An 18,670-nucleotide genomic window follows, 5' to 3' on the forward strand; every position below is an offset into this window, starting at 1 on the left:
ACCGGTCAGGCCGCGAGACGTCCGGCCAGGGCCGTCCGGTCGGGCGCGCCCGCGGCAGGGCCGAGCAGCACGATCGCGGGATCGGCCTGGGCGACGATGCTCTCGATCACGCCCCGCACTTCCTCGCCGGTCACCGCATCGAGCCGCGCGAGGGTTTCCTCGATCGTCGGCACCCGGTCCCAGATCGAGATCATCCGCGCGAGCCGTTCCGAGCGCGCCGAGGGGCTTTCGAGCCCCATGAGCAGCCCCGCCTTGAGCTGGGCCCGCGCCCGTTCGATCTCCGCCGGCTGAAGCCCGTCGGTGGCGCGCCGGAGCTCGTCCATGGTGAGCGTGCAGAGCTCTCCGATCTTGTCCTGCCCGGTGCCGGCATAGAAGGTGATCTGGCCGGTATCGGAATAGGCCGAGGCCTGGGCGAAGATCGTGTAGCAGAGGCCGCGGCGCTCGCGGAGCTCCTGGAAGAGCCGCGAGGACATGCCGCCGCCGAAGGCCGTGGTGAAGATCTGGGTGGCGTGGAGCCGGTCCGAGCGCGCCGCGGGGCTCTGGAGCGCCATGGCGAAATGCACCTGCTCGAGCGTCCGCGCCTCCCGCCGCTCGCCGCCGGCGAATCGCGCCGGCAGCACCGCGCCGCTGGCGCGCGGCTTGAGATGGCCGAGGGTCCGCTCCGCCGCCTTCAGCAGGCGCTCCGGATCGACCGCGCCGGAGGCCGCGAGAATGATCTGCTCCGGCCCGTAATGCTCGCGCACGAAGGTCGCGAGATCGGGCTTGCCGAAGCCCGAGACCCGCTCGGCGGGCCCGAGGATCGTCCGCCCGAAGGGTTGCTCGGGAAACGCGGTCTCCTGGAGCCAGTCGAAGATGATGTCGTCGGGCGTGTCGAGCGCCTGGCCGATTTCCTGGAGGATCACCCCGCGCTCGACCTCGATGTCGGGCTGGTCGAACAGCGGGTTGAGGACGATGTCCGAGAGCAGGTCGAGCGCCCCCTCCACGTCCGCGGCAAGCACGCGGGCGTAGTAGGCGGTCATTTCCTTGCCGGTATAGGCGTTGATGTAGCCCCCGACATCCTCGATCTCCTCGGCGATCTGCCGGGCGTTGCGCCGCGGCGTCCCCTTGAAGGCCATGTGCTCGAGGAAATGCGCGACCCCGTTCTGCTCGACCCGCTCGTGCCGGCCCCCGGCCGTCACGTAAAGCCCGATCGAGGCCGAATGGAGGCCCGGCATCGGCTCGATGGCGATGCGGAGCCCGTTCGAAAGACGATGGACCTCTGCGTTCATGCCACCTTCTCCCCGCCAACCACCGCCTCGATCGCGGCAAGATCGTTCGGCACCCGCGTCATCCGCTCGGGCCGCTCGAAGAGATCGGCCATCCGCTGCGGCAGTTCGGGCCGGATGCCGCAGGCGGCTTCCACCGCGTCCGGGAACTTCGCGGCGTGCGCGGTGGCAAGCACCACCATCGGCACCGCAGGATCGCCCCGCTTCTCGCGCGCGGCCTTCACCGCAACGGCCGTATGCGGGCAGATCACCATGCCGGTCTCCGCATGCACCGCCGCGATCGTCGCCGCCGTCTCGGCCTCGGAGGCCCGCGCACTGTCGAATTCCTCGCGCAGCCGCTCGAGCGCGCCTTGCGAGAGCGCGAAACCGCCGCTGCCGGAAAGCTCGCCCATGAGCTCGGCCACCGCAGCGCCTTCCCGGTCATAGAGCTCGAAGAGCAACCGCTCGAAGTTCGAGCTCACCTGGATGTCCATCGAGGGGCTGATGGAGGGCGCAACGCCTTCCTTCTCGTGCCGCCCGGTCTCGAGCGTGCGATGGAGGATGTCGTTCTGGTTGGTGGCGATCACCAGCCGTTCGATCGGCAGCCCCATCTTCTTCGCGACATAGCCCGCAAAGATGTCGCCGAAATTCCCCGTAGGCACCGTGAAGCTCACGGGCCGGTGCGGGGCGCCGAGCGAGACCGCGGCGGTGAAATAATAAACGGCCTGGGCCAGCACGCGCGCCCAGTTGATCGAGTTCACCCCCGCAAGCCCCACGCCGTCACGAAAGGCGTGATCGTTGAACATGTCCTTCACGCGGGCCTGCGCATCGTCGAAATCGCCGGCGATGGCGAGCGCGTGGACATTGGCATCGTCCGGCGTCGTCATCTGCCGCCGCTGCACCTCGGAAACGCGGCCATCGGGGAAGAGGATGAAGACCTCGACCCCCTCGCGCCCCCGGAACGCCTCGATCGCCGCCGAACCGGTGTCGCCCGACGTCGCGCCGACGATGGTGACCCGCCGCCCCGAACGCTTCAGGCTCGCCTCGAACAGCTGGCCGATGAGCTGCATCGCCACGTCCTTGAACGCGAGCGTCGGCCCGTGAAACAGCTCGAGCAGCCAGTCGTTCGGCCCGATCTGGCTCAGCGGGCAACGGGCAACGTGGCCGAAGGTGGCATAGGCGCGGGAGAGGATGCCGCGGAACTCGTCATCGGTGAAGGCGTCGCCCACGAAGGGCCGCATCACGCGGAAGGCCACCTCCTCGTAGGGCAGCCCGGCGAAGCCCGCGATCTCCTCGTGCGTGAGCGACGGCCAGGTCTCGGGCAGATAGAGCCCGCCGTCGCGCGCGAGCCCGGTGAGCATCGCATCCTCGAAGCCGAGCTTCGGCGCGCTCCCGCGGGTGGAGATATAATGCATGTGCCGTCCAGTTCTTCCGTCAGATAATTTCGGTCAATTCGTCCGCTGCTTGATACGCCAAAGAAGATAGCCTGTCATCACCGCCCAGACGAAGGCGAGAGAGAACCATGTGATCGCGTATTGCAGGTGATCATTGGGAATGTTCACGCTCACCGGCAGCGGCATCGGCTGGCCCGGATCGTCGCTGGCCTCCGCCACGAGCAGCACGGGCTCGGTTCCGAGCGCCGCCGCCATCTTCCCGACATCGCGCGCAAACCAGATGTTCTTCGCGAGATCGGGCTCGGAGGTGTAGCTGTCGGTCTCCTGCGGCCAGAGCAGCGCGCCCTCCACCGTGATCGCGCCCAGATGCCGCGCGGCGTCCTTCTCGCCGATCGGGATGAAGCCGCGGTCGAGCAGGATGCGGCGCCCGCCGGCCAGCTCGAGCGGCACGATCACCCGGTAGCCCACCCCCCGCGGCGGCGCCGAGGTATAGACATGCAGCTCGCCCGGCAGGATCGCGCCCTCGGCCCGCACATGGCGGTACTGGTCCGCCTCCGGGTCGGGCGCGGCCGGCACCGGCACCGGATCGGCGCTGATCCGCGCCTCGATCCGCGCGAGGATATCCGTCTTCCACGCGAGGCGCCGGACCTGCCAGGCACCGAGGTTGAGCAGAATCGCCACCCCCACGATCCCGAACAGAAGCGGTGCGATCATCCGGCGGTTCATGCGGCATCCCTTCCCTGGCGGCCCTCGCGCCTTATTGGCGGCTTGCGCGGCGGGCGGCAAGCGGCGCGCGTCTCAGCGGCAATCCGCCGGCAATGCAACCCCGGGGGATTGATCTGTCGCCTCGCGAGCAAAAATTGTGGAGCGCAGCCCGGTGGCGCATGAGGCCACTGGCACGACAGCCCGCAAGACGGCATATGACGCTGACGGAAAGGCTCCGTTCCGTTGCCGCAGTTTCTTGGAGAATGCCATTGACCGCACCAGCCATCCCGACCTGGCAGAACCGCCTGAGCGGCCTCGTCCGCCCGATCATTGCCGCGGCGGCAATCGCCTGGGCCTCGGGCGCCGCAGCCCAGGCGCCCTTCATGCCGGATTACGGCCCGAGCGAACCCTTTTCCTTCGACATCCTGAAGAAGAAGGCCGAGGAGCTCTCCCAGCAGCCCTTCGTGCCCTATGAGGAGAAGAACCCCGAGCTTCTCGACAAGATCGACTACGACGCCCACTGGAAGATCCGCTTCCGCAAGGAGGCGACGGTCACTGTCGGCGACGTGCCGCTCCAGTTCTTCCACATGGGCCTCTATTTCCGCGCCCCGGTGAAGATGAGCGTCATCGAGGACGGCCAGTCGCGCGAGATCCGCTACAGCGCCGACTATTTCGACATGCCCGAGGACAGCCCGGCGCGCGCCATCGAGGCCGACGCGGGCTTCGCGGGCTTCCGCATCATGCGCCCCGACCTCGAGACCGACTGGATCTCCTTCCTCGGTGCCGCCTATTTCCGCACCGATGGCGCCGAGCGGCAGTACGGCCTCTCGGCCCGCGGCCTCGCCATCGACACCGGCCTCTCCAAGCCCGAGGAGTTTCCGCGCTTCAGCGAGTTCTACATCGAGGACAGCGCTGATCCCGAGATCGACGTCATCATCTACGCCCTCCTCGAAGGCCCGAGCGTGACCGGCGCCTACCGGATTGCGATCGCCAACGACGACGGCCAGATCATGGACGTCCAGAACGAGCTCTATTTCCGCAAGTCGGTCGAGAGGCTCGGCATCGCGCCGCTCACCTCGATGTTCTGGTATTCCGAGATGAACCGCGTCCAGGCCTTCAGCTGGCGCCCGGAGGTCCACGACAGCGACGGGCTCTCGATGGTCACCGGCACCGGCGAGCAGATCTGGCGGCCGCTCGGCAACCCGCCGCGCACCGTCACCTCGAGCTTCACCGACGAGAACCCGAAGGGCTTCGGCCTCATCCAGCGCGACCGCGAATTCTACAACTACGAGGATGACGGCGTCTTCTACAACCGCCGCCCCTCGGTCTGGATCGAACCCGTGGGTGACTGGGGCAAGGGCTCGGTGCAGCTCGTCGAGATCCCGACCGACGACGAGATCTACGACAACATCGCCGCCTACTGGATGCCCGCCGAGCTGCCCGAGGCGGGCGATGCGCGCGCCTTCGAATACCGGATCTACTGGGGCCTGCGCGAGCCGCATGCCAGCGAGCTCGCCCGCACCCAGGCGACCCGGCTCGGCGCCGGCGGCGTCCCCGGCCAGCCCCGGCCCGCGGACCAGATCAAGGTCGTGATCGATTTCGAGGGCCCGAGCCTCGACGGGCTCACCGTCGAGGATGGCGTCGAGCCGGTGATCTCCGCCGGTCAGGCCGAGGTCATCAACCCCTATGTCCTGCCCATCGCGGGCGAGACCGGCTGGCGCATGACCTTCGATCTCAAGAGCCCGACGGATCTCGATACGCTCGACGTCCGCGCCTATCTCGCCAAGGACGGCACGCCGCTCACCGAGACCTGGCTCGGCCAGCTCCACCCGGCCCAGATCGCCGAAATCCGCGGCACCCGCGCGGCACCGTAAGCTGATCCGGGCCGGGGTTCGCCCCGGCCCGGCCCCTGTTCGCGCACCCCCTTGCCGCGCGATGGGGAAACGCTCCGGACCGGGCCGACCGGAATCCGCGGATGCCGCTCCCCCCGTCCTGACGAGACCAGATTTCCCCTCCGGGCCGCGATCCACGCCGGAACGGTCTCGGCCAAATGCCTCATTCCTCATCTTTTCGTCACGAATCCGGCCCGGATGGCGCCGCGGCCCTTGGCAAGCGCGCTGCAATTGGTTTCCTTGTCTCTACTAGGGCATTTCCGCCCTCTCCCGCGCCGGACGCCTGCGGCGGCCCGCGCCGGGGGCGTCACCGCAGCGCAGGGGGTTCGCGATGTACCGGGTCTGGAAATTCCTCGAGGACTACTCCCTCCTCCTCGTGATCGGCGCCGCCGCAGCCCTGCTCTGGGCCAACGTCTCGCCCGAAAGCTACCGCGCCTTCGTCCACCTGCAGCTCTGGGAAAACGCGCCGATCGGCCATCTCCACATCGGCGCCGGCGGCGAGGCCCATCGGACGCTCACCTTCCATTACCTCGTCAACGACGTGCTGATGGCGCTCTTCTTCGGCATGGCGGGCAAGGAAGTCTGGGAAGCCGTGGCGCTCGAGGGCGGCTCGCTCCGCGGCCGCAAGGCGCTCACCCCGCTCATCGCGACGGGCGGCGGCATGCTCGGCCCCATCGTCGTCTATCTCCTCGGCGCCGCCGTCCTCGGCAAGTTCGCGCTTCTCGCCAATGGCTGGGCGATCCCGACGGCAACCGACATCGCGTTTTCCTACCTCGTCGGCCGCATCGTCTTCGGCGCGGGCCACCCGGCGGTGATGTTCCTGCTCCTGCTCGCGATCGCCGACGACGCGGCCGGGCTCCTCGTGCTCGCGATCTTCTACCCGCAGGGCGAACTCGCGCCCGTCTGGCTCCTCGCCTCCGCCGGCGCCGCCCTTGCGGCCTGGGCGCTCGCCAACCGCCTGCCCCGCGCCCTCGACCGCGGCCACCCCGATCGCCCCGCCTCGGCATGGGTCCAGCGCCACCTCGGCTTCTGGCCCTATCTCGTCGCGGGCGCGATCAGCTGGTTCGCCTTTCAGGAAGCCGGCATCCACCCCGCGCTCGGCCTCCTGCCGGTGATCCCCGCGATCCCGCATTCCGACATCGAGTTCGGCATCTTCGCCGCCGACGAGGCGCACGAGACCGATCTTCTCAACACGATCGAGCATCACCTCAAGACACCCGTCGAATTCGTGCTGCTGCTCTTCGGCCTCGCCAATGCCGGGGTCGAGTTCACCGCCATGGGCGGCGCGACCTGGCTCGTCTGCGCGGGCCTCCTGCTCGGCAAGCCGCTCGGCATCAGCCTGCTCGGCGCCCTTGCCGCCCGCCGCTTCGGACTACCCGAAGGCATGCGGCTCGCCGACCTGCCGGTGCTCGGCTGCGTCGCGGCGATCGGCTTCACCGTCGCCCTCTTCGTCGCAGGCGTCGCCTTCCCGGCCGGCGCCGTCCAGGACTCGGCCAAGATGGGCGCGCTCTTCTCCTTCGCCGCGGCCCTCCTCGCGATCACCGCGGGCCGCCTCGCCCGCGTCGAGCGCCAGACCGCAACCGAAGACTAGCGCGCGCCCTTACGCCCCGATGCGGTCCCAGGCATTGCGGTAGGGCTCCAGCCACCCCGGCCCGTAAGCGCTATCCGCGCCGAAGTCACCCGAGTGATCGGCCAGCAGGCGGCGCACCTCGCTGTCCTGCCGCCGCCGCCCGCCCCGCCCCGGCGCGGCGAGCCAGGCGCGGTGCGAGGTGGCCAGAACCTCCGCGACAACCGCAGCCGGCAGCACGAACACATCCACCGGCGCCGCGAGCCCCACGCCGAAATCCACCAAGCAATAGAGCAGCCCCGGCGCCGCCGCCGTCTCGTGCCTTGCCGCCATCCGCCAGCCGGGGATCGCCGCTGCCCCCTGCCGCGTCTTGACCTGGATCGCACGCATCACCCCGGCCGCGGCATCCGTCACGAGGATATCGACCCCGGGCGCACCCTGCGGCGCAAGAGCCGCCACAAAGCCCTGCCGCAGCAGCTGGCTCATCACGTAATGCTCGCCCGCCGCCCCGATCAGCGCCGTCGTTGGCCGGTCCGCTGCACCCATTCCGCCTTGCCCCCTCATCGCAATCCTGCTTCGGCGAGGCTACCGCCCCCGGCGGCCCCCTGGCCAGAGGCCCGCCCGCGCCGACACAAGTATGCTGGCGTCCGGCCCGTGCCCCCGCCTAGGATCGGGGCCCGATTCTCCTGGAGCCGCAGATGACCGATACCGAAGCCCTGGTCCGCCGTTACTACGATGCCTTCAACGAAGGCGACACCGAGACCATGCTCGCATGCCTCTCCGACGATGTCCGCCACGACGTCAATCAGGGCGAGACCCGCACCGGCAAGGCCGCCTTCGCCGACTTCTGCGCCCACATGGCGCGCTGCTACCGCGAGACGCTGACCGACATGGTCTTCCTCTTCGAGCCCTCCGGCACCCGCGCCGCCGTCGAGTTCGTGGTGAACGGCACCTACCTCGCCACCGATCCCGGCCTGCCGGAGGCCAACGGCCAGACCTATATCCTGCCTGCGGGCGCCTTCCTCTCCATCGCGGGCGGCCGCATCACCCGCGTCACCACCTATTACAACCTCCCCGAATGGGAACGTCAGGTGATCGGATAACCCGCCCGCCCGCGCCCGGCGCCACTGGCCAGCCCCCGCCGCGCCCGCTACCCTGCGGGGAGAGAGCTGCGGGGGGAGGGCGCCATGAGCAGGATCGGCTTCATCGGAACCGGACATATCGCCGCGCCGATGGTGCGCTTTCTCGCCGCGCGCGGCCATGAGGTCACCGTGTCCGAACGCAACGCCGCGGTGGCGGCCGAGCTCGCCGCCTCGCACGGCGTCGGCATCGCCGGCAACCAGGCGGTGCTCGACGGCGCCGAGATCGTCTTCCTCTGCCTGAGGCCGCAGGTCGCGGCCGAGGCCCTCGCGCCGCTGCGCTTTGCCGCAGGCCAGCGCATCGTCTCGGTCATGGCGGGCGTGCCGCTTGCCACCCTGGCCCGCCTCTGCGCCCCCGCGAGCGAAATCGTCGCGACGATCCCGCTCGGGTTTCTCGAAAAGGGCGGCTGCCCGCTCGCCGCCTGCCCCGAAGCGGGCATCCTCGAGACGCTCTTCGCCCCGGAAAACCCGATCGTCCCGGTGGCCGACGAAGCCGCGCTCAACGCCCATTTCGCGATCTGCGCCATGGTGCCCGGGTTGCTCGACCTCATGAACACCGGCGCGGCCTGGCTCGGCCGGCAGACCGGCGATGCCGCCCGGGCCGAATTCTACACCACCGGGCTCGTCTCGGGCTTTCTCGCCGCCATGGAGACGGGGCCGGGCAGCCTCGCCCGCGCGCGCGACGCGCTCGCCACCAACGGCACCCTCAGCCTCCAGATGACCGAAGGCCTGCACGACGGCGGCGCCCATGACGCCCTCCGCGCCACGCTCGAGGCGATCGGCGCCCGCCTCACGCCGCAGGACTAGGCCCGGCCCGTCAGTCCACGTCGGGCGCGAGCCCTCCCCCGTGCTCGAGAAACTCCGCAAACCGGCCGCTCTCGCGGATCACGCTGCGGGGCACGAGCTCGAGCACCATCTCGATCCAGCCCTGATGCACCCCCTCGACCGGCCGCGGGATGAAATGGCCTCGGAGCGTGTAATAGGCCCCGTCGGGCTTCACCGGCCGCAACCCGTCATAGTGCGGCGGCACCGCGATGGTGTAGCTGATCCCGCCGCAATCGGTGCAGGGCTCCGGAACGCCGATGGCGCCCGCCAGCCCGCGCCCCGGCACGTCATCCTCGGTATAGAAGGGCAGAAGCGGGTCATCCGTGGCCTCGAAATAGCCGTCGATACGCACGACCAGACCCTCGTTGTCATAGACGAAGCGCTCGAGCGTCTGCGGCGTCTCGAAGATATTGCCTGTGAGTACCGCGATCCGGATCCGTCCCGCGCCCAGGCAGGACACCCTCTCCCCCGCCGGGAGATCCGCGCAGAGCTGATACGGCCCGTCCGCCTGCTGCGAGACGGCCATGCCGCCCGAGCAGAGCAATAGCGCAAGCGCGGCAAGACTGCCGTTTCGAAACCCTGTCATGCGACCTGTCCCTTCACAGCCCGCCGCCCCCCGCGCAAGGGCGGCCCATCCAGACCTCAGGCTGTCCGGCCCGGGTAAACACCGCCTTAACGGCCCTTGCAGCCCGAAAGCAGGCTCACGACCGCGGCGCCGGGGCTGCAACAGGGGAACCCGATCCCCCACCCGTCCTGTCCGAACCGCGACCCGGCCCCTGAAGGGGAAGGCCGCGACAACGAGCTGGTTCGCACAGCAGGGCCTCGCCCTCTTCCGGCGCCGGAACGGGAAGGCGCACCCCTCCGACAAGCCGGCCCGGCGTCTCCCGGGCCCGGACCGTCAGCCGCGCCCCCGCGCCTCGGAAACGCAAAAGGGCCCGGCACAAGGCCGGGCCCCTTCCGAAAACCGTGTCAGGCTGCATCCCGCCCGGCGGGCCGGATGGCGTTCGGCCTCAGTGCACCATCGTGGCCTTGGGCGACTTGCCGGCATCGGTGCCGACAAGCAGCTGGCCGTCGCCCGCGGTGACCGGCACCGTGTTGCCGTCCTTCACCTCGCCCGCCAGCAGCTTCTCGGCGAGCTGGTCCTGCAGCGCCTTCTGGATCACCCGCTTCAGCGGCCGCGCGCCATAGACCGGATCGTAGCCGCGGTTGGCAAGCCAGGTCCGCGCCGCCTCGTCCACGTCGAGCGTGATGTTCCGCGCAGCCAGCCGCTTGGCCAGAATGCCGAGCTGGATGTCGACGATCCCGTCCATGTTGTCGCGCGACAGCCGGTCGAAGACCACGATCTCGTCGAGACGGTTGAGGAACTCCGGCCGGAAATGCGCCCGGACCGCCGCCATGACCTGATCGCGCGCCTGCTCCACGTTGCCCGGCTCGGCCAGCGCATGGCTCCCGAGGTTCGAGGTGAGCACGATGAGCGTGTTCTTGAAGTCCACGACCCGGCCCTGCCCGTCGGTCAGGCGCCCGTCATCAAGCACCTGAAGGAGCACGTTGAACACATCCGGATGCGCCTTCTCGACCTCGTCGAACAGGATCACCTGATAGGGCCTGCGCCGCACCGCTTCGGTCAGAACGCCGCCCTCGTCATAGCCGACATATCCCGGAGGCGCCCCGATCAGCCGCGCCACCGCGTGCTTCTCCATGAACTCGCTCATGTCGATCCGGACCATCGCCTGGTCGTCGTCGAACAGGAATTCCGCCAGCGCCTTGGTGAGCTCGGTCTTGCCGACGCCGGTCGGCCCGAGGAAGAGGAAGCTCCCGAGCGGCCGGTTGGGGTCGTTGAGACCGGCACGCGCGCGCCGGACCGCGTTCGAGACCGCCTCGACCGCCTCGTGCTGGCCGATGACGCGCCGCCCGATCTCCTCCTCCATGCGCAGGAGCTTCTCGCGCTCGCCCTCGAGCATCCTGTCGACCGGAATGCCGGTCCAGCGCTCGACCACCGAGGCCACATGCTGCGGCGTCACCGCCTCCTCGACCATCAGCTCGCCGCCCGCACTGGCGCGCGCGCCCGCCGCCTCGGCCTCTTCCAGCCGCTTCTCGAGCTGCGGGATCACGCCATAGGCAAGCTCGCCCGCCTTCTGCAGGTCGCCCCGCCGCTTGGCGGTCTCGAGATCGATCCGCGCCTGGTCGAGCTGCTCCTTGACCTCGGCCGAGCCCTTGAGCTTGTCGCGCTCCGCGGTCCAGCGGGCGGTCATCTCCGCCGAGGTCTCCTCGAGCGCGGCAATCTCCTTCAGGAGCCGCGCCAGACGATCCTGGCTCGCCTCGTCCTTCTCGCGCTTGAGCGCCTCGGCCTCGATCTGCTTCTGCAGCAGGTCGCGGTCCACCGCGTCGAGCTCCTCGGGCTTCGAATCCACCTCCATGCGCAACCGGCTCGCCGCCTCGTCCATGAGGTCGATCGCCTTGTCGGGCAGGAACCGGTCGGTGATGTAGCGGTCGGAGAGCGTCGCCGCGGCGACCAGCGCCGAGTCGGTGATGCTCACCCCGTGGTGCACCTCGTATTTCTCCTTGATGCCGCGCAGGATCGAGATCGTGTCCTCGACCGTCGGCTCGCTCACCATCACCGGCTGGAACCGGCGGGCAAGGGCCGCGTCCTTCTCGACATACTTGCGGTATTCGTCGAGCGTCGTGGCGCCCACGCAGTGGAGCTCGCCGCGCGCCAGCGCCGGCTTCAGCAGGTTCGAGGCGTCCATCGCCCCGTCCGACTTGCCCGCGCCCACCAGCGTGTGCATCTCGTCGATGAAGAGGATGATCTCGCCCGCCGCGGCCTGAACCTCGTTCAGCACGGATTTCAGCCGCTCCTCGAACTCGCCGCGATACTTCGCCCCCGCGATCAGCGCGCCCATGTCGAGCGCCAGCAGCTGCTTGTTCGCGATCGATTCCGGCACGTCGCCGTTGACGATGCGGAGCGCGAGCCCCTCGGCGATCGCCGTCTTGCCGACGCCGGGCTCGCCGATCAGCACCGGGTTGTTCTTCGTGCGGCGCGAGAGCACCTGCATCGCCCGGCGGATCTCGTCGTCGCGGCCGATGATCGGGTCGATCTTGCCCTCGCGGGCGGCCTCGGTCAGGTCGCGGGCATATTTCTTCAGCGCGTCATAGCCCTGCTCGGCGCTCGCCGTGTCGGCCGTGCGCCCCTTGCGCAGGTCGTTGATCGCCTCGTTGAGCTTCTGGGCGGTCACGCCGCCGTCCTTCAGCGCGTCGTTCGCGCCGGATTTCGTCACGGCCAGTGCGGTCAGCAGCCGCTCGACGGTGACGAAACTGTCGCCCGCCTGCTTGGCGATCTTCTCCGCCTCGGCCAGCACCTTCGCGGTGCGGCTGTCGAGATAGATCTGCCCGTCCCCGCCGGTGACCTTGGGCTCCTTGGCGATATTGGCCTCGACCGCGGCCTGCACCCGCTTCGGATCGCCCCCCGCCTGCGCGATGAGATTGGCCGCCATGCCCTGATCGTCGTCGAGCAGGGCCTTCAGAAGGTGATCGGGAAGGAAACGCTGATGATCCTCGCGCAGCGCGATCGTCTGCGCCGCCTGGATGAACCCCCTCGCCCTTTCCGAGAATTTCTCGAAATTCATGTCGTTCTCCTTTCAGCGTCCGCCGGGGAGCCTCGCAACCGACAACTCCCTCCGCGGCCCGTCATCCGGGGCACCCGTGACCGGCCTGCCCCTGTTGAAACAGATATGGGGGAACACCGTCCACTGCTCAAGACTTAGGCAGAGGAGATTTGCGCGGAAGTCATTGACAGAGCGGCGCTCATCCGGTTGAGCGGAGGCGACCTGACCGGAGGATGCCATGACCCGCTCGGACGACCGCCTGATCGTCGGCCTCGACCTGCCCCACGCCCCCGCCGCCCTCGAACTTGTCGACCGGCTGGGCGATGCGGTGAGCTTCTACAAGATCGGCCTCGGCATGCTGACCGGCGGCGGGCTCGCGCTTGCCAACGAGCTCAAGGGCCAGGGCAAGCGCGTCTTCCTCGACATGAAGCTCTTCGACATCTCGGCGACGGTGGAGGCCGCCACCCGCGGCCTCGCCCAGTTCGGCCTCGATTTCCTCACCGTCCATGGCGATCCGCATGTGGTCCGCGCCGCGGTCGCGGGCCGCGGGGCGACGCCGACGAAGATCCTCGCCGTCACCATCCTCACCTCGCTCGACCGCACCGATCTCGACGATGCGCTGATCCGCGACGGCGAGATCCCCGACCTCGTGACCGAACGCGCGCGCCGCGCCTTTCTCGCCGGCGCCGACGGGGTGATCGCCTCGCCCCGCGAGGCCGCCGCGATCCGCGCGCTGCCCGAGGCCGAGGGCCGGCTGATCGTCACCCCCGGCGTGCGGCCCGCGGGCGCGGCCCTCGGCGACCAGAAGCGCGTCGCCACCCCCTCCGAGGCGCTCCGCGCCGGCGCCGACCACCTGGTGATCGCCCGCCCCGTCTGGGCCGCCCCCGACCCCCGCGCCAGCGCGCGCGCGATCCTCGAGGAGATCGCCAGCGTCTGAACGCGCGCGGTCAGAACGGGGGGGCGGCGGGGCCCGGCCTCAGGCCTGCCGCGCCAGGAACGCCGCCACCATCTCGGCCAGCGCCGCGGGCTGCTCCAGCGGCGCGAGATGCCCTGACGGGAGCTCCGCATAGACCGCGCCGGGAATGTCGCGCGCGAGGCCCCGCGCATGGGCCACCGGCACCATCTGATCCTCTGCGCAGCCGATGACCAGCGTCGGCGCCCGGATCGCCCGGACGCTCGCCGACACGTCGATGACCTCGTCGAGCGCCACCTGCCGCGCCATCCCCTCCCAGTCCGTGCTCGCGAGAATGTCGGCAAGCGCCGCGTCGCGCGCCGCCGCGCTCCAGCCCGCCAGCGCCTCGGGGCTGAACCCCGTCAGCAGGATCAGCCGCGCCATCGCCGCCTGGTCCCGCGCGATCAGATCGCGCCAGAGCCCGAATTGCAGCGCCATGCGCGTGTCGCCGCCGCTCTGGAAGCCCGCGAGCAGCACGAGCGCGCGCACCCGCTCGGGATGCGCGCCCGCGATCCGGGCCGCGATCGCCGCGCCGAGGGAAAAGCCCATGAGATGAAACCGCCCGGCCCCGGCGGCCTCCGCCGCCGCCAGCACCTGCCCGGCGACATCCTCCGCCGACAGCGGCCCGCCGCCGTCCGTCGTCGCCCCCGATCCCGAATACTCGGGCCGGATCACCGTCCAGTGCCGCCCGAGCTGCGGCACGAGCTCCGCCCAGTTGCTCTCGGCATCGCCGCCGGTGCCATGCACCAGCACCAGCGGCGGGCCGCTGCCGTCGATCCTCCACGAAACCCGCGCGTCCTTGTACTCTGCGAATGGCATGCCCGTATCTCCCTGCTTGCCCGAATCACCGGAGAGGCTAAGGTCTGACACCACTGTCAGGGTCAAGCCAGGGAAGACATGCAGATCGGAACCCTCTCGCGCCGCACCGGCGTCAGCGTGCGGATGCTGCGCTACTACGAGGCCGAGGGGCTGCTCGCCCCGTCGCGCCGGGCCTCCGGCTATCGCGACTACAGCGCGGCGGAGGAGGAGACCGTCCGCCGCATCCGCATGCTGAACGAGGCCGGGCTGACGCTCGACCTCATCCGCCGCTTCCTGCCCTGCGTCACCAGCAACCGGCCCGATTTCACCCCCTGCCCGGATCTCCTTGCCGCTCTCGAGGCGGAGGCGACCCGGCTCGATGCCCGGATCGAGGCGCTCCGGCAGAGCCGCCGGGAGATCGGCCGCTACCTCGAGGATGTCGCCACCGCCGCCGGGCCGTGAGCCCCGGCCTGCCCGTGCGCGCCGCCCCGGCCTTCCGCAACACCCTGCCCCTCCGGCCTACTCTCCCGCCCGCGACCCCTTCGCGCGGAGAGGCCCTTGCCCCAGGATATCCACCAGATTCCCATCGACGAGATCGACGCCGAGGCGCTGGCCCGCGACCGCGTCGCCCTCGACCCCGAGGCGCTGACCGAGCTCCGGCTCTCCATCGCCGCGTCGGGCCTCCGGAGCCCGATCGAGCTCTTCGCCTTCCGCGAAGCCGAGGGCCGCTTCCGCTACGGCCTGATCTCCGGCTACCGCCGCCTCACCGCGGTCCGCGCGCTCCACGAGCTCACCGGCCAGCCGCGCTATGCCCGGATCGACGCCTTCCTGCGCACCCCGGACAGCGCCGCCGCCGCCTTCGCCGCCATGGTGGAGGAAAACGAGATCCGCGACGACATCAGCCCCTGGGAGCGCGGGCGCATCGCGCTCGTCGCCTGCGAGATCGGCCTGCATGAGACCATCGAGGCCGCGGTCGATGCGCTCTACCCCTCGGCCAACGCGGCGAAACGCTCCCGGCTCCGGGCGCTGGCCCGCGCCGCGGAGGCCTTCCAGGGCCATTTCGCCCACCCCGAGGCGCTGAGCCAGAAGCAGCTCCTGCGGCTCGCCGCCACGCTGGGCGAGGGCCTCGCCGAGCCGATCCGCGCCGCCCTCGCCGAATGCCGCCTCTCCGATCCCGAAAGCCAGTGGCGCGCCGTGCTGCCGCTCGTCGAGGAGGCCGAGCGCCAGAGCCTCGACGCGGCCGCCGAGGGCTCCGGCGACGGCGGCTTCCTCCGCCAGCGCCGGCTTTCGCGCCCGCGTCCGGGCCTCACGATCCGCCGCGAGCGCACGCTGGAGGGCTACACGCTCCGCTTCTCCGGCAGCGATGCCACGAGCGGCCTGATGGATCATATCATCGAGGAAATCGAGCGCCTGCTCGGCCCGGCCTGACGCCGGGGCTCCGGCGCCCCGGGCCGCCACGCGGCCGCGTTCATGATATGTTAACTACGAAAATCCTGTGTTTTCAATGGCGTTTTTTGATTTTCACGGTGAAACGCCCTGCTTTCACCGTGAAAAGACCCGGATCTGAATCGCCTTTCGCTCCGCCGCAGTGCACCGTAAATACGGGGGCAAGCCGAAGCAACGGGATCCATTGCCATGACCGAGAGCCTCACCGCCGAGCCCGAGATCACCGAGGAACTGATCGCGGCACACGGCCTGAAGCCGGATGAATACCAGCGCATCCTCGACCTGATCGGGCGGGTTCCGACGCTCACCGAGCTCGGCATCTTCTCGGCGATGTGGAACGAGCACTGCTCCTACAAGTCCTCCAAGAAGTGGCTCCGCACCCTGCCGACCTCCGGGCCCCAGGTGATCTGCGGCCCCGGCGAGAACGCGGGCATCGTCGACATCGGCGACGGCCAGGCGCTGGTCTTCAAGATGGAGAGCCACAACCACCCCTCCTACATCGAGCCCTATCAGGGCGCCGCGACCGGGGTCGGCGGCATTCTCCGCGATGTCTTCACCATGGGGGCGCGGCCCATCGCCGCGATGAACGCGCTCTCCTTCGGCGATCCCTCGCATCCCAGGACCCGCAGCCTCGTGAACGGTGTCGTGGCCGGGATCGGCGGCTACGGCAACTGCTTCGGCGTGCCGACCGTCGGCGGCGAGCTCCGCTTCCATGCCGCCTATAACGGCAACTGCCTCGTCAACGCCTTCGCCGCCGGCCTCGCCGAGGCGGACGCGATCTTCTACTCGGCCGCCTCGGGCGTCGGCATGCCCGTGGTCTATCTCGGCGCCAAGACCGGCCGCGACGGCGTGGGCGGGGCGACCATGGCCTCGGCCGAATTCGACGACACCATCGAGGAGAAGCGCCCGACGGTTCAGGTCGGCGACCCCTTCACCGAGAAGCGGCTGATGGAGGCATGCCTCGAACTGATGAAGACCGGCGCGGTGATCTCGATCCAGGACATGGGCGCCGCCGGCCTCACCTGCTCGGCGGTCGAGATGGGCGACAAGGGCAATCTCGGCATCCGCCTCGACCTCGAGAAGGTCCCGGTGCGCGAAGAGGCGATGTCGGCCTACGAGATGATGCTCTCCGAGAGCCAGGAGCGCATGCTGATGGTGCTCCGCCCCGAGAAGGAGGCCGAGGCCAAGGCCGTCTTCGACAAGTGGGATCTCGATTTCGCCATCGTCGGCGAGACCATCCCGGAAGACCGCTTCCTCATCATGATGCATGGCGAGGTGAAGGCCGACCTGCCGCTCAAGGCGCTCTCGGGCGAAGCCCCGGAATACGACCGCCCCTGGGTCGCCCCCGCCGCCCCGCCGCCGCTCCGCGACGTGCCGGTGGTCGAGCCGGTGGCGGCGCTGACCGAGCTGATGGGCCGCGCCAATCTCGCGAGCCGGGAATGGGTCTGGTCCCAGTATGACACGATGGTGATGGCCGATACCGCCTGCCCGCCGGGCTCGGATGCCGGCATCGTCCGGGTCCACGGCACCGAAAAGGCGATCGCCTTCACCTCCGACGTCAACCCGCGCTACTGCCGGGCGAACCCCGAGCGCGGCGGCATGCAGGCGGTGGCCGAGGCCTACCGCAACCTCTCGGCCAGCGGCGCCCAGCCGCTCGCGACGACCGACAACCTCAATTTCGGCAATCCCGAGAAGCCCGAGATCATGGGCCAGTTCGTCGGCTGCATCCAGGGCCTCGGCGCCGCCTGCGCCGCCCTCGACATGCCGATCGTCTCGGGCAACGTGAGCCTCTACAACGAGACCGACGGCCAGGCGATCCTGCCCACCCCCACGATCGGCGCGGTCGGCCTGCTGCCCTCGCTCGATCTCGCGATCGGCATGGCGCCGGCCGAGGGCGATCTCGTCTATCTCGTCGGCGTCACGCCCCAGGGCCATCTCGGCCAGTCGGCGCTGCTCGCCGAGCTCTTCGGCCGCGAGGAAGGCCTGCCGCCCCCGGTCGATCTCGCCGCTGAACGCCGCAACGGCACCTTCGTGCGGACCGCGAACGCCGCGGGCCTCGTCACGGCGGCCCATGACCTCTCGGATGGCGGGCTCGCCGTCGCGGCGGCGGAAATGGCGCTCGCATCGGGCGTCGGCATCTCGATCGCGGAAAGCCCGACGGTCACGCCGACCGGCTGGTTCTTTGGCGAGGATCAGGCCCGCTATCTCGTCGCCTGCCGCCCGGAAGACGCCGCCGCCCTCGAAGCCGCCGCGCAGGACACCGGCGTGCCGCTCACCCGGCTCGGCAAGGCCGGCGGGGCGGAGATCCGGCTCGGCGATGCCGGGGTCGCGCTCGAGGTGATCGCCGAGCGCCACGGCCGGGCTCTTGCAAAACTGCTCGGCTGAGACCTTGCAGCGCCGGGTTGCGGGATTTACCTTTGGGGCAAGATTATGTGTTTGCGGAGTGCGGACTGATGGCAATGGAAGCGTCTGATATCGAGCATCTGATCCGTCAGGCCTTTCCGACGGCCGTGATCGAGATCACGGATCTGGCGGGCGATGGCAACCACTACGCCGCGACCGTCACCGCCGAGGAATTCCGCGGCCTCAATCGCGTGAAGCAGCATCAGATGGTCTATGCAGCCCTCAAGGGCAGGATGGACGGGTCGCAGGGCGAGTTGCACGCGCTCGCCCTCACGACCAAGGCACCGGAGTAACCGAACAATGACCGACCCCAGCCATGAAACGATCAAGGCCGATATCGATGCGAACGATGTCGTCCTGTTCATGAAGGGCACCAAGCAGGCGCCGCAGTGCGGCTTCTCCCACCGCGTCGCGGGGGTGCTCCGTTATCTCGACATCGATTTCAAGGATGTGAATGTCCTGGAGAACGAGGCGATCCGCAACGGGATCAAGACGTTTTCCGACTGGCCGACGATCCCGCAGCTTTATGTGAAGGGCGAATTCGTCGGCGGCTGCGACATCATCACCGAGATGACGCTTTCGGGCGAACTCGACTCGCTGCTGACCGACAAGGGCATCGCCTTCAATCGCGAGGCCGCCGACAAGATCCGCGAAGCGAACGCCTGACCGCACGCCGCGAAGGCCGAGCCAAGCGCAATCTCGA

17 protein-coding genes are annotated in these 18,670 nt (G+C 69.5%); 10 read left to right on the forward strand and 7 right to left on the reverse strand.

The window, feature by feature from the left end:
• Positions 1-5 precede the first annotated feature (5 nt).
• The 3 genes from ACF66B_RS10620 to ACF66B_RS10630 are packed head-to-tail and all read right to left on the reverse strand — an operon-like array spanning position 6 to position 3,364.
• On the reverse strand, positions 6-1,268 hold the full coding sequence (locus ACF66B_RS10620; protein WP_111431183.1) for a pitrilysin family protein: 1,263 nt from the start codon (positions 1,266-1,268) through the stop codon (positions 6-8).
• Positions 1,265-2,659: a threonine synthase gene (thrC, locus tag ACF66B_RS10625; protein ID WP_111431182.1), complete on the reverse strand. Its 1,395-nt coding sequence runs from the start codon at positions 2,657-2,659 to the stop codon at positions 1,265-1,267. The genes ACF66B_RS10620 and thrC overlap by 4 nt, the downstream gene beginning before the upstream one ends.
• Before the next feature lie 33 nt (positions 2,660-2,692).
• Positions 2,693-3,364 carry an SURF1 family protein gene (locus ACF66B_RS10630; RefSeq protein WP_111431181.1) on the reverse strand — a complete coding sequence of 224 codons (672 nt, stop codon included), beginning with the start codon at positions 3,362-3,364 and terminating at the stop codon, positions 2,693-2,695.
• A 242-nt stretch (positions 3,365-3,606) separates the two neighbouring features.
• Between ACF66B_RS10630 and ACF66B_RS10635 the strand changes: the two genes are divergently transcribed.
• Both ACF66B_RS10635 and ACF66B_RS10640 read left to right on the forward strand, forming a co-directional pair.
• Positions 3,607-5,217 carry a glucan biosynthesis protein gene (locus tag ACF66B_RS10635; protein WP_111431180.1) on the forward strand — a complete coding sequence of 537 codons (1,611 nt, stop codon included), beginning with the start codon at positions 3,607-3,609 and terminating at the stop codon, positions 5,215-5,217.
• 349 nt (positions 5,218-5,566) lie between these two features.
• Complete coding sequence (locus tag ACF66B_RS10640; protein ID WP_111431179.1) at positions 5,567-6,826, forward strand: Na+/H+ antiporter NhaA; 1,260 nt, start codon at positions 5,567-5,569, stop codon at positions 6,824-6,826.
• 9 nt (positions 6,827-6,835) lie between these two features.
• Here the strand turns inward: ACF66B_RS10640 and ACF66B_RS10645 are convergent, their stop codons facing one another.
• Entirely contained in the window at positions 6,836-7,348 is a 513-nt protein-coding gene (locus ACF66B_RS10645) for a hypothetical protein (RefSeq protein ID WP_111431178.1), read from the reverse strand.
• A gap of 152 nt (positions 7,349-7,500) precedes the next feature.
• Here ACF66B_RS10645 and ACF66B_RS10650 point away from each other — a divergent pair, with 152 nt between their 5' ends.
• Complete coding sequence (locus ACF66B_RS10650; protein WP_111431177.1) at positions 7,501-7,905, forward strand: ketosteroid isomerase-related protein; 405 nt, start codon at positions 7,501-7,503, stop codon at positions 7,903-7,905.
• 84 nt (positions 7,906-7,989) lie between these two features.
• On the forward strand, positions 7,990-8,748 hold the full coding sequence (locus ACF66B_RS10655; RefSeq protein ID WP_111431176.1) for an NAD(P)-binding domain-containing protein: 759 nt from the start codon (positions 7,990-7,992) through the stop codon (positions 8,746-8,748).
• Between the two features lie 10 nt (positions 8,749-8,758).
• Here ACF66B_RS10655 and ACF66B_RS10660 read toward each other — a convergent pair whose 3' ends face one another.
• Positions 8,759-9,352, reverse strand: a complete 594-nt coding sequence (locus ACF66B_RS10660) for a hypothetical protein (RefSeq protein ID WP_162683375.1) — start codon at positions 9,350-9,352, stop codon at positions 8,759-8,761.
• Between the two features lie 424 nt (positions 9,353-9,776).
• On the reverse strand, positions 9,777-12,389 hold the full coding sequence (gene clpB, locus ACF66B_RS10665) for an ATP-dependent chaperone ClpB (RefSeq protein WP_111431174.1): 2,613 nt from the start codon (positions 12,387-12,389) through the stop codon (positions 9,777-9,779).
• A gap of 217 nt (positions 12,390-12,606) precedes the next feature.
• On the opposite strand from clpB, the gene pyrF reads away from it, so the two are divergent.
• Entirely contained in the window at positions 12,607-13,305 is a 699-nt protein-coding gene (gene pyrF / locus ACF66B_RS10670; RefSeq protein ID WP_111431173.1) for an orotidine-5'-phosphate decarboxylase, read from the forward strand.
• Between the two features lie 39 nt (positions 13,306-13,344).
• On the opposite strand, the gene ACF66B_RS10675 is transcribed toward pyrF, so the two are convergent.
• Entirely contained in the window at positions 13,345-14,139 is a 795-nt protein-coding gene (locus ACF66B_RS10675) for an alpha/beta fold hydrolase (protein ID WP_111431172.1), read from the reverse strand.
• 78 nt (positions 14,140-14,217) lie between these two features.
• On the opposite strand from ACF66B_RS10675, the gene ACF66B_RS10680 reads away from it, so the two are divergent.
• The 5 genes from ACF66B_RS10680 (at position 14,218) to grxD (ending at position 18,633) form a co-directional block, all read left to right on the forward strand.
• Positions 14,218-14,580, forward strand: coding sequence for a MerR family transcriptional regulator (locus tag ACF66B_RS10680; protein ID WP_111431171.1), 363 nt, complete (start codon positions 14,218-14,220; stop codon positions 14,578-14,580).
• A gap of 96 nt (positions 14,581-14,676) precedes the next feature.
• Positions 14,677-15,546 (forward strand): ParB N-terminal domain-containing protein, encoded by an 870-nt coding sequence (locus tag ACF66B_RS10685; protein WP_111431170.1) that lies wholly within the window; start codon positions 14,677-14,679, stop codon positions 15,544-15,546.
• Between the two features lie 207 nt (positions 15,547-15,753).
• Positions 15,754-17,949 carry a phosphoribosylformylglycinamidine synthase subunit PurL gene (gene purL, locus ACF66B_RS10690; protein WP_111431169.1) on the forward strand — a complete coding sequence of 732 codons (2,196 nt, stop codon included), beginning with the start codon at positions 15,754-15,756 and terminating at the stop codon, positions 17,947-17,949.
• A 68-nt stretch (positions 17,950-18,017) separates the two neighbouring features.
• Entirely contained in the window at positions 18,018-18,260 is a 243-nt protein-coding gene (locus tag ACF66B_RS10695) for a BolA family transcriptional regulator (protein ID WP_111431168.1), read from the forward strand.
• A gap of 7 nt (positions 18,261-18,267) precedes the next feature.
• Positions 18,268-18,633 (forward strand): Grx4 family monothiol glutaredoxin, encoded by a 366-nt coding sequence (gene grxD / locus ACF66B_RS10700; protein WP_111431167.1) that lies wholly within the window; start codon positions 18,268-18,270, stop codon positions 18,631-18,633.
• The last annotated feature ends 37 nt before the right edge of the window (positions 18,634-18,670 follow it).

It is taken from the genome of Amaricoccus sp. B4, from assembly GCF_043226085.1.
Taxonomy (GTDB): Bacteria; Pseudomonadota; Alphaproteobacteria; order Rhodobacterales; family Rhodobacteraceae; genus Amaricoccus.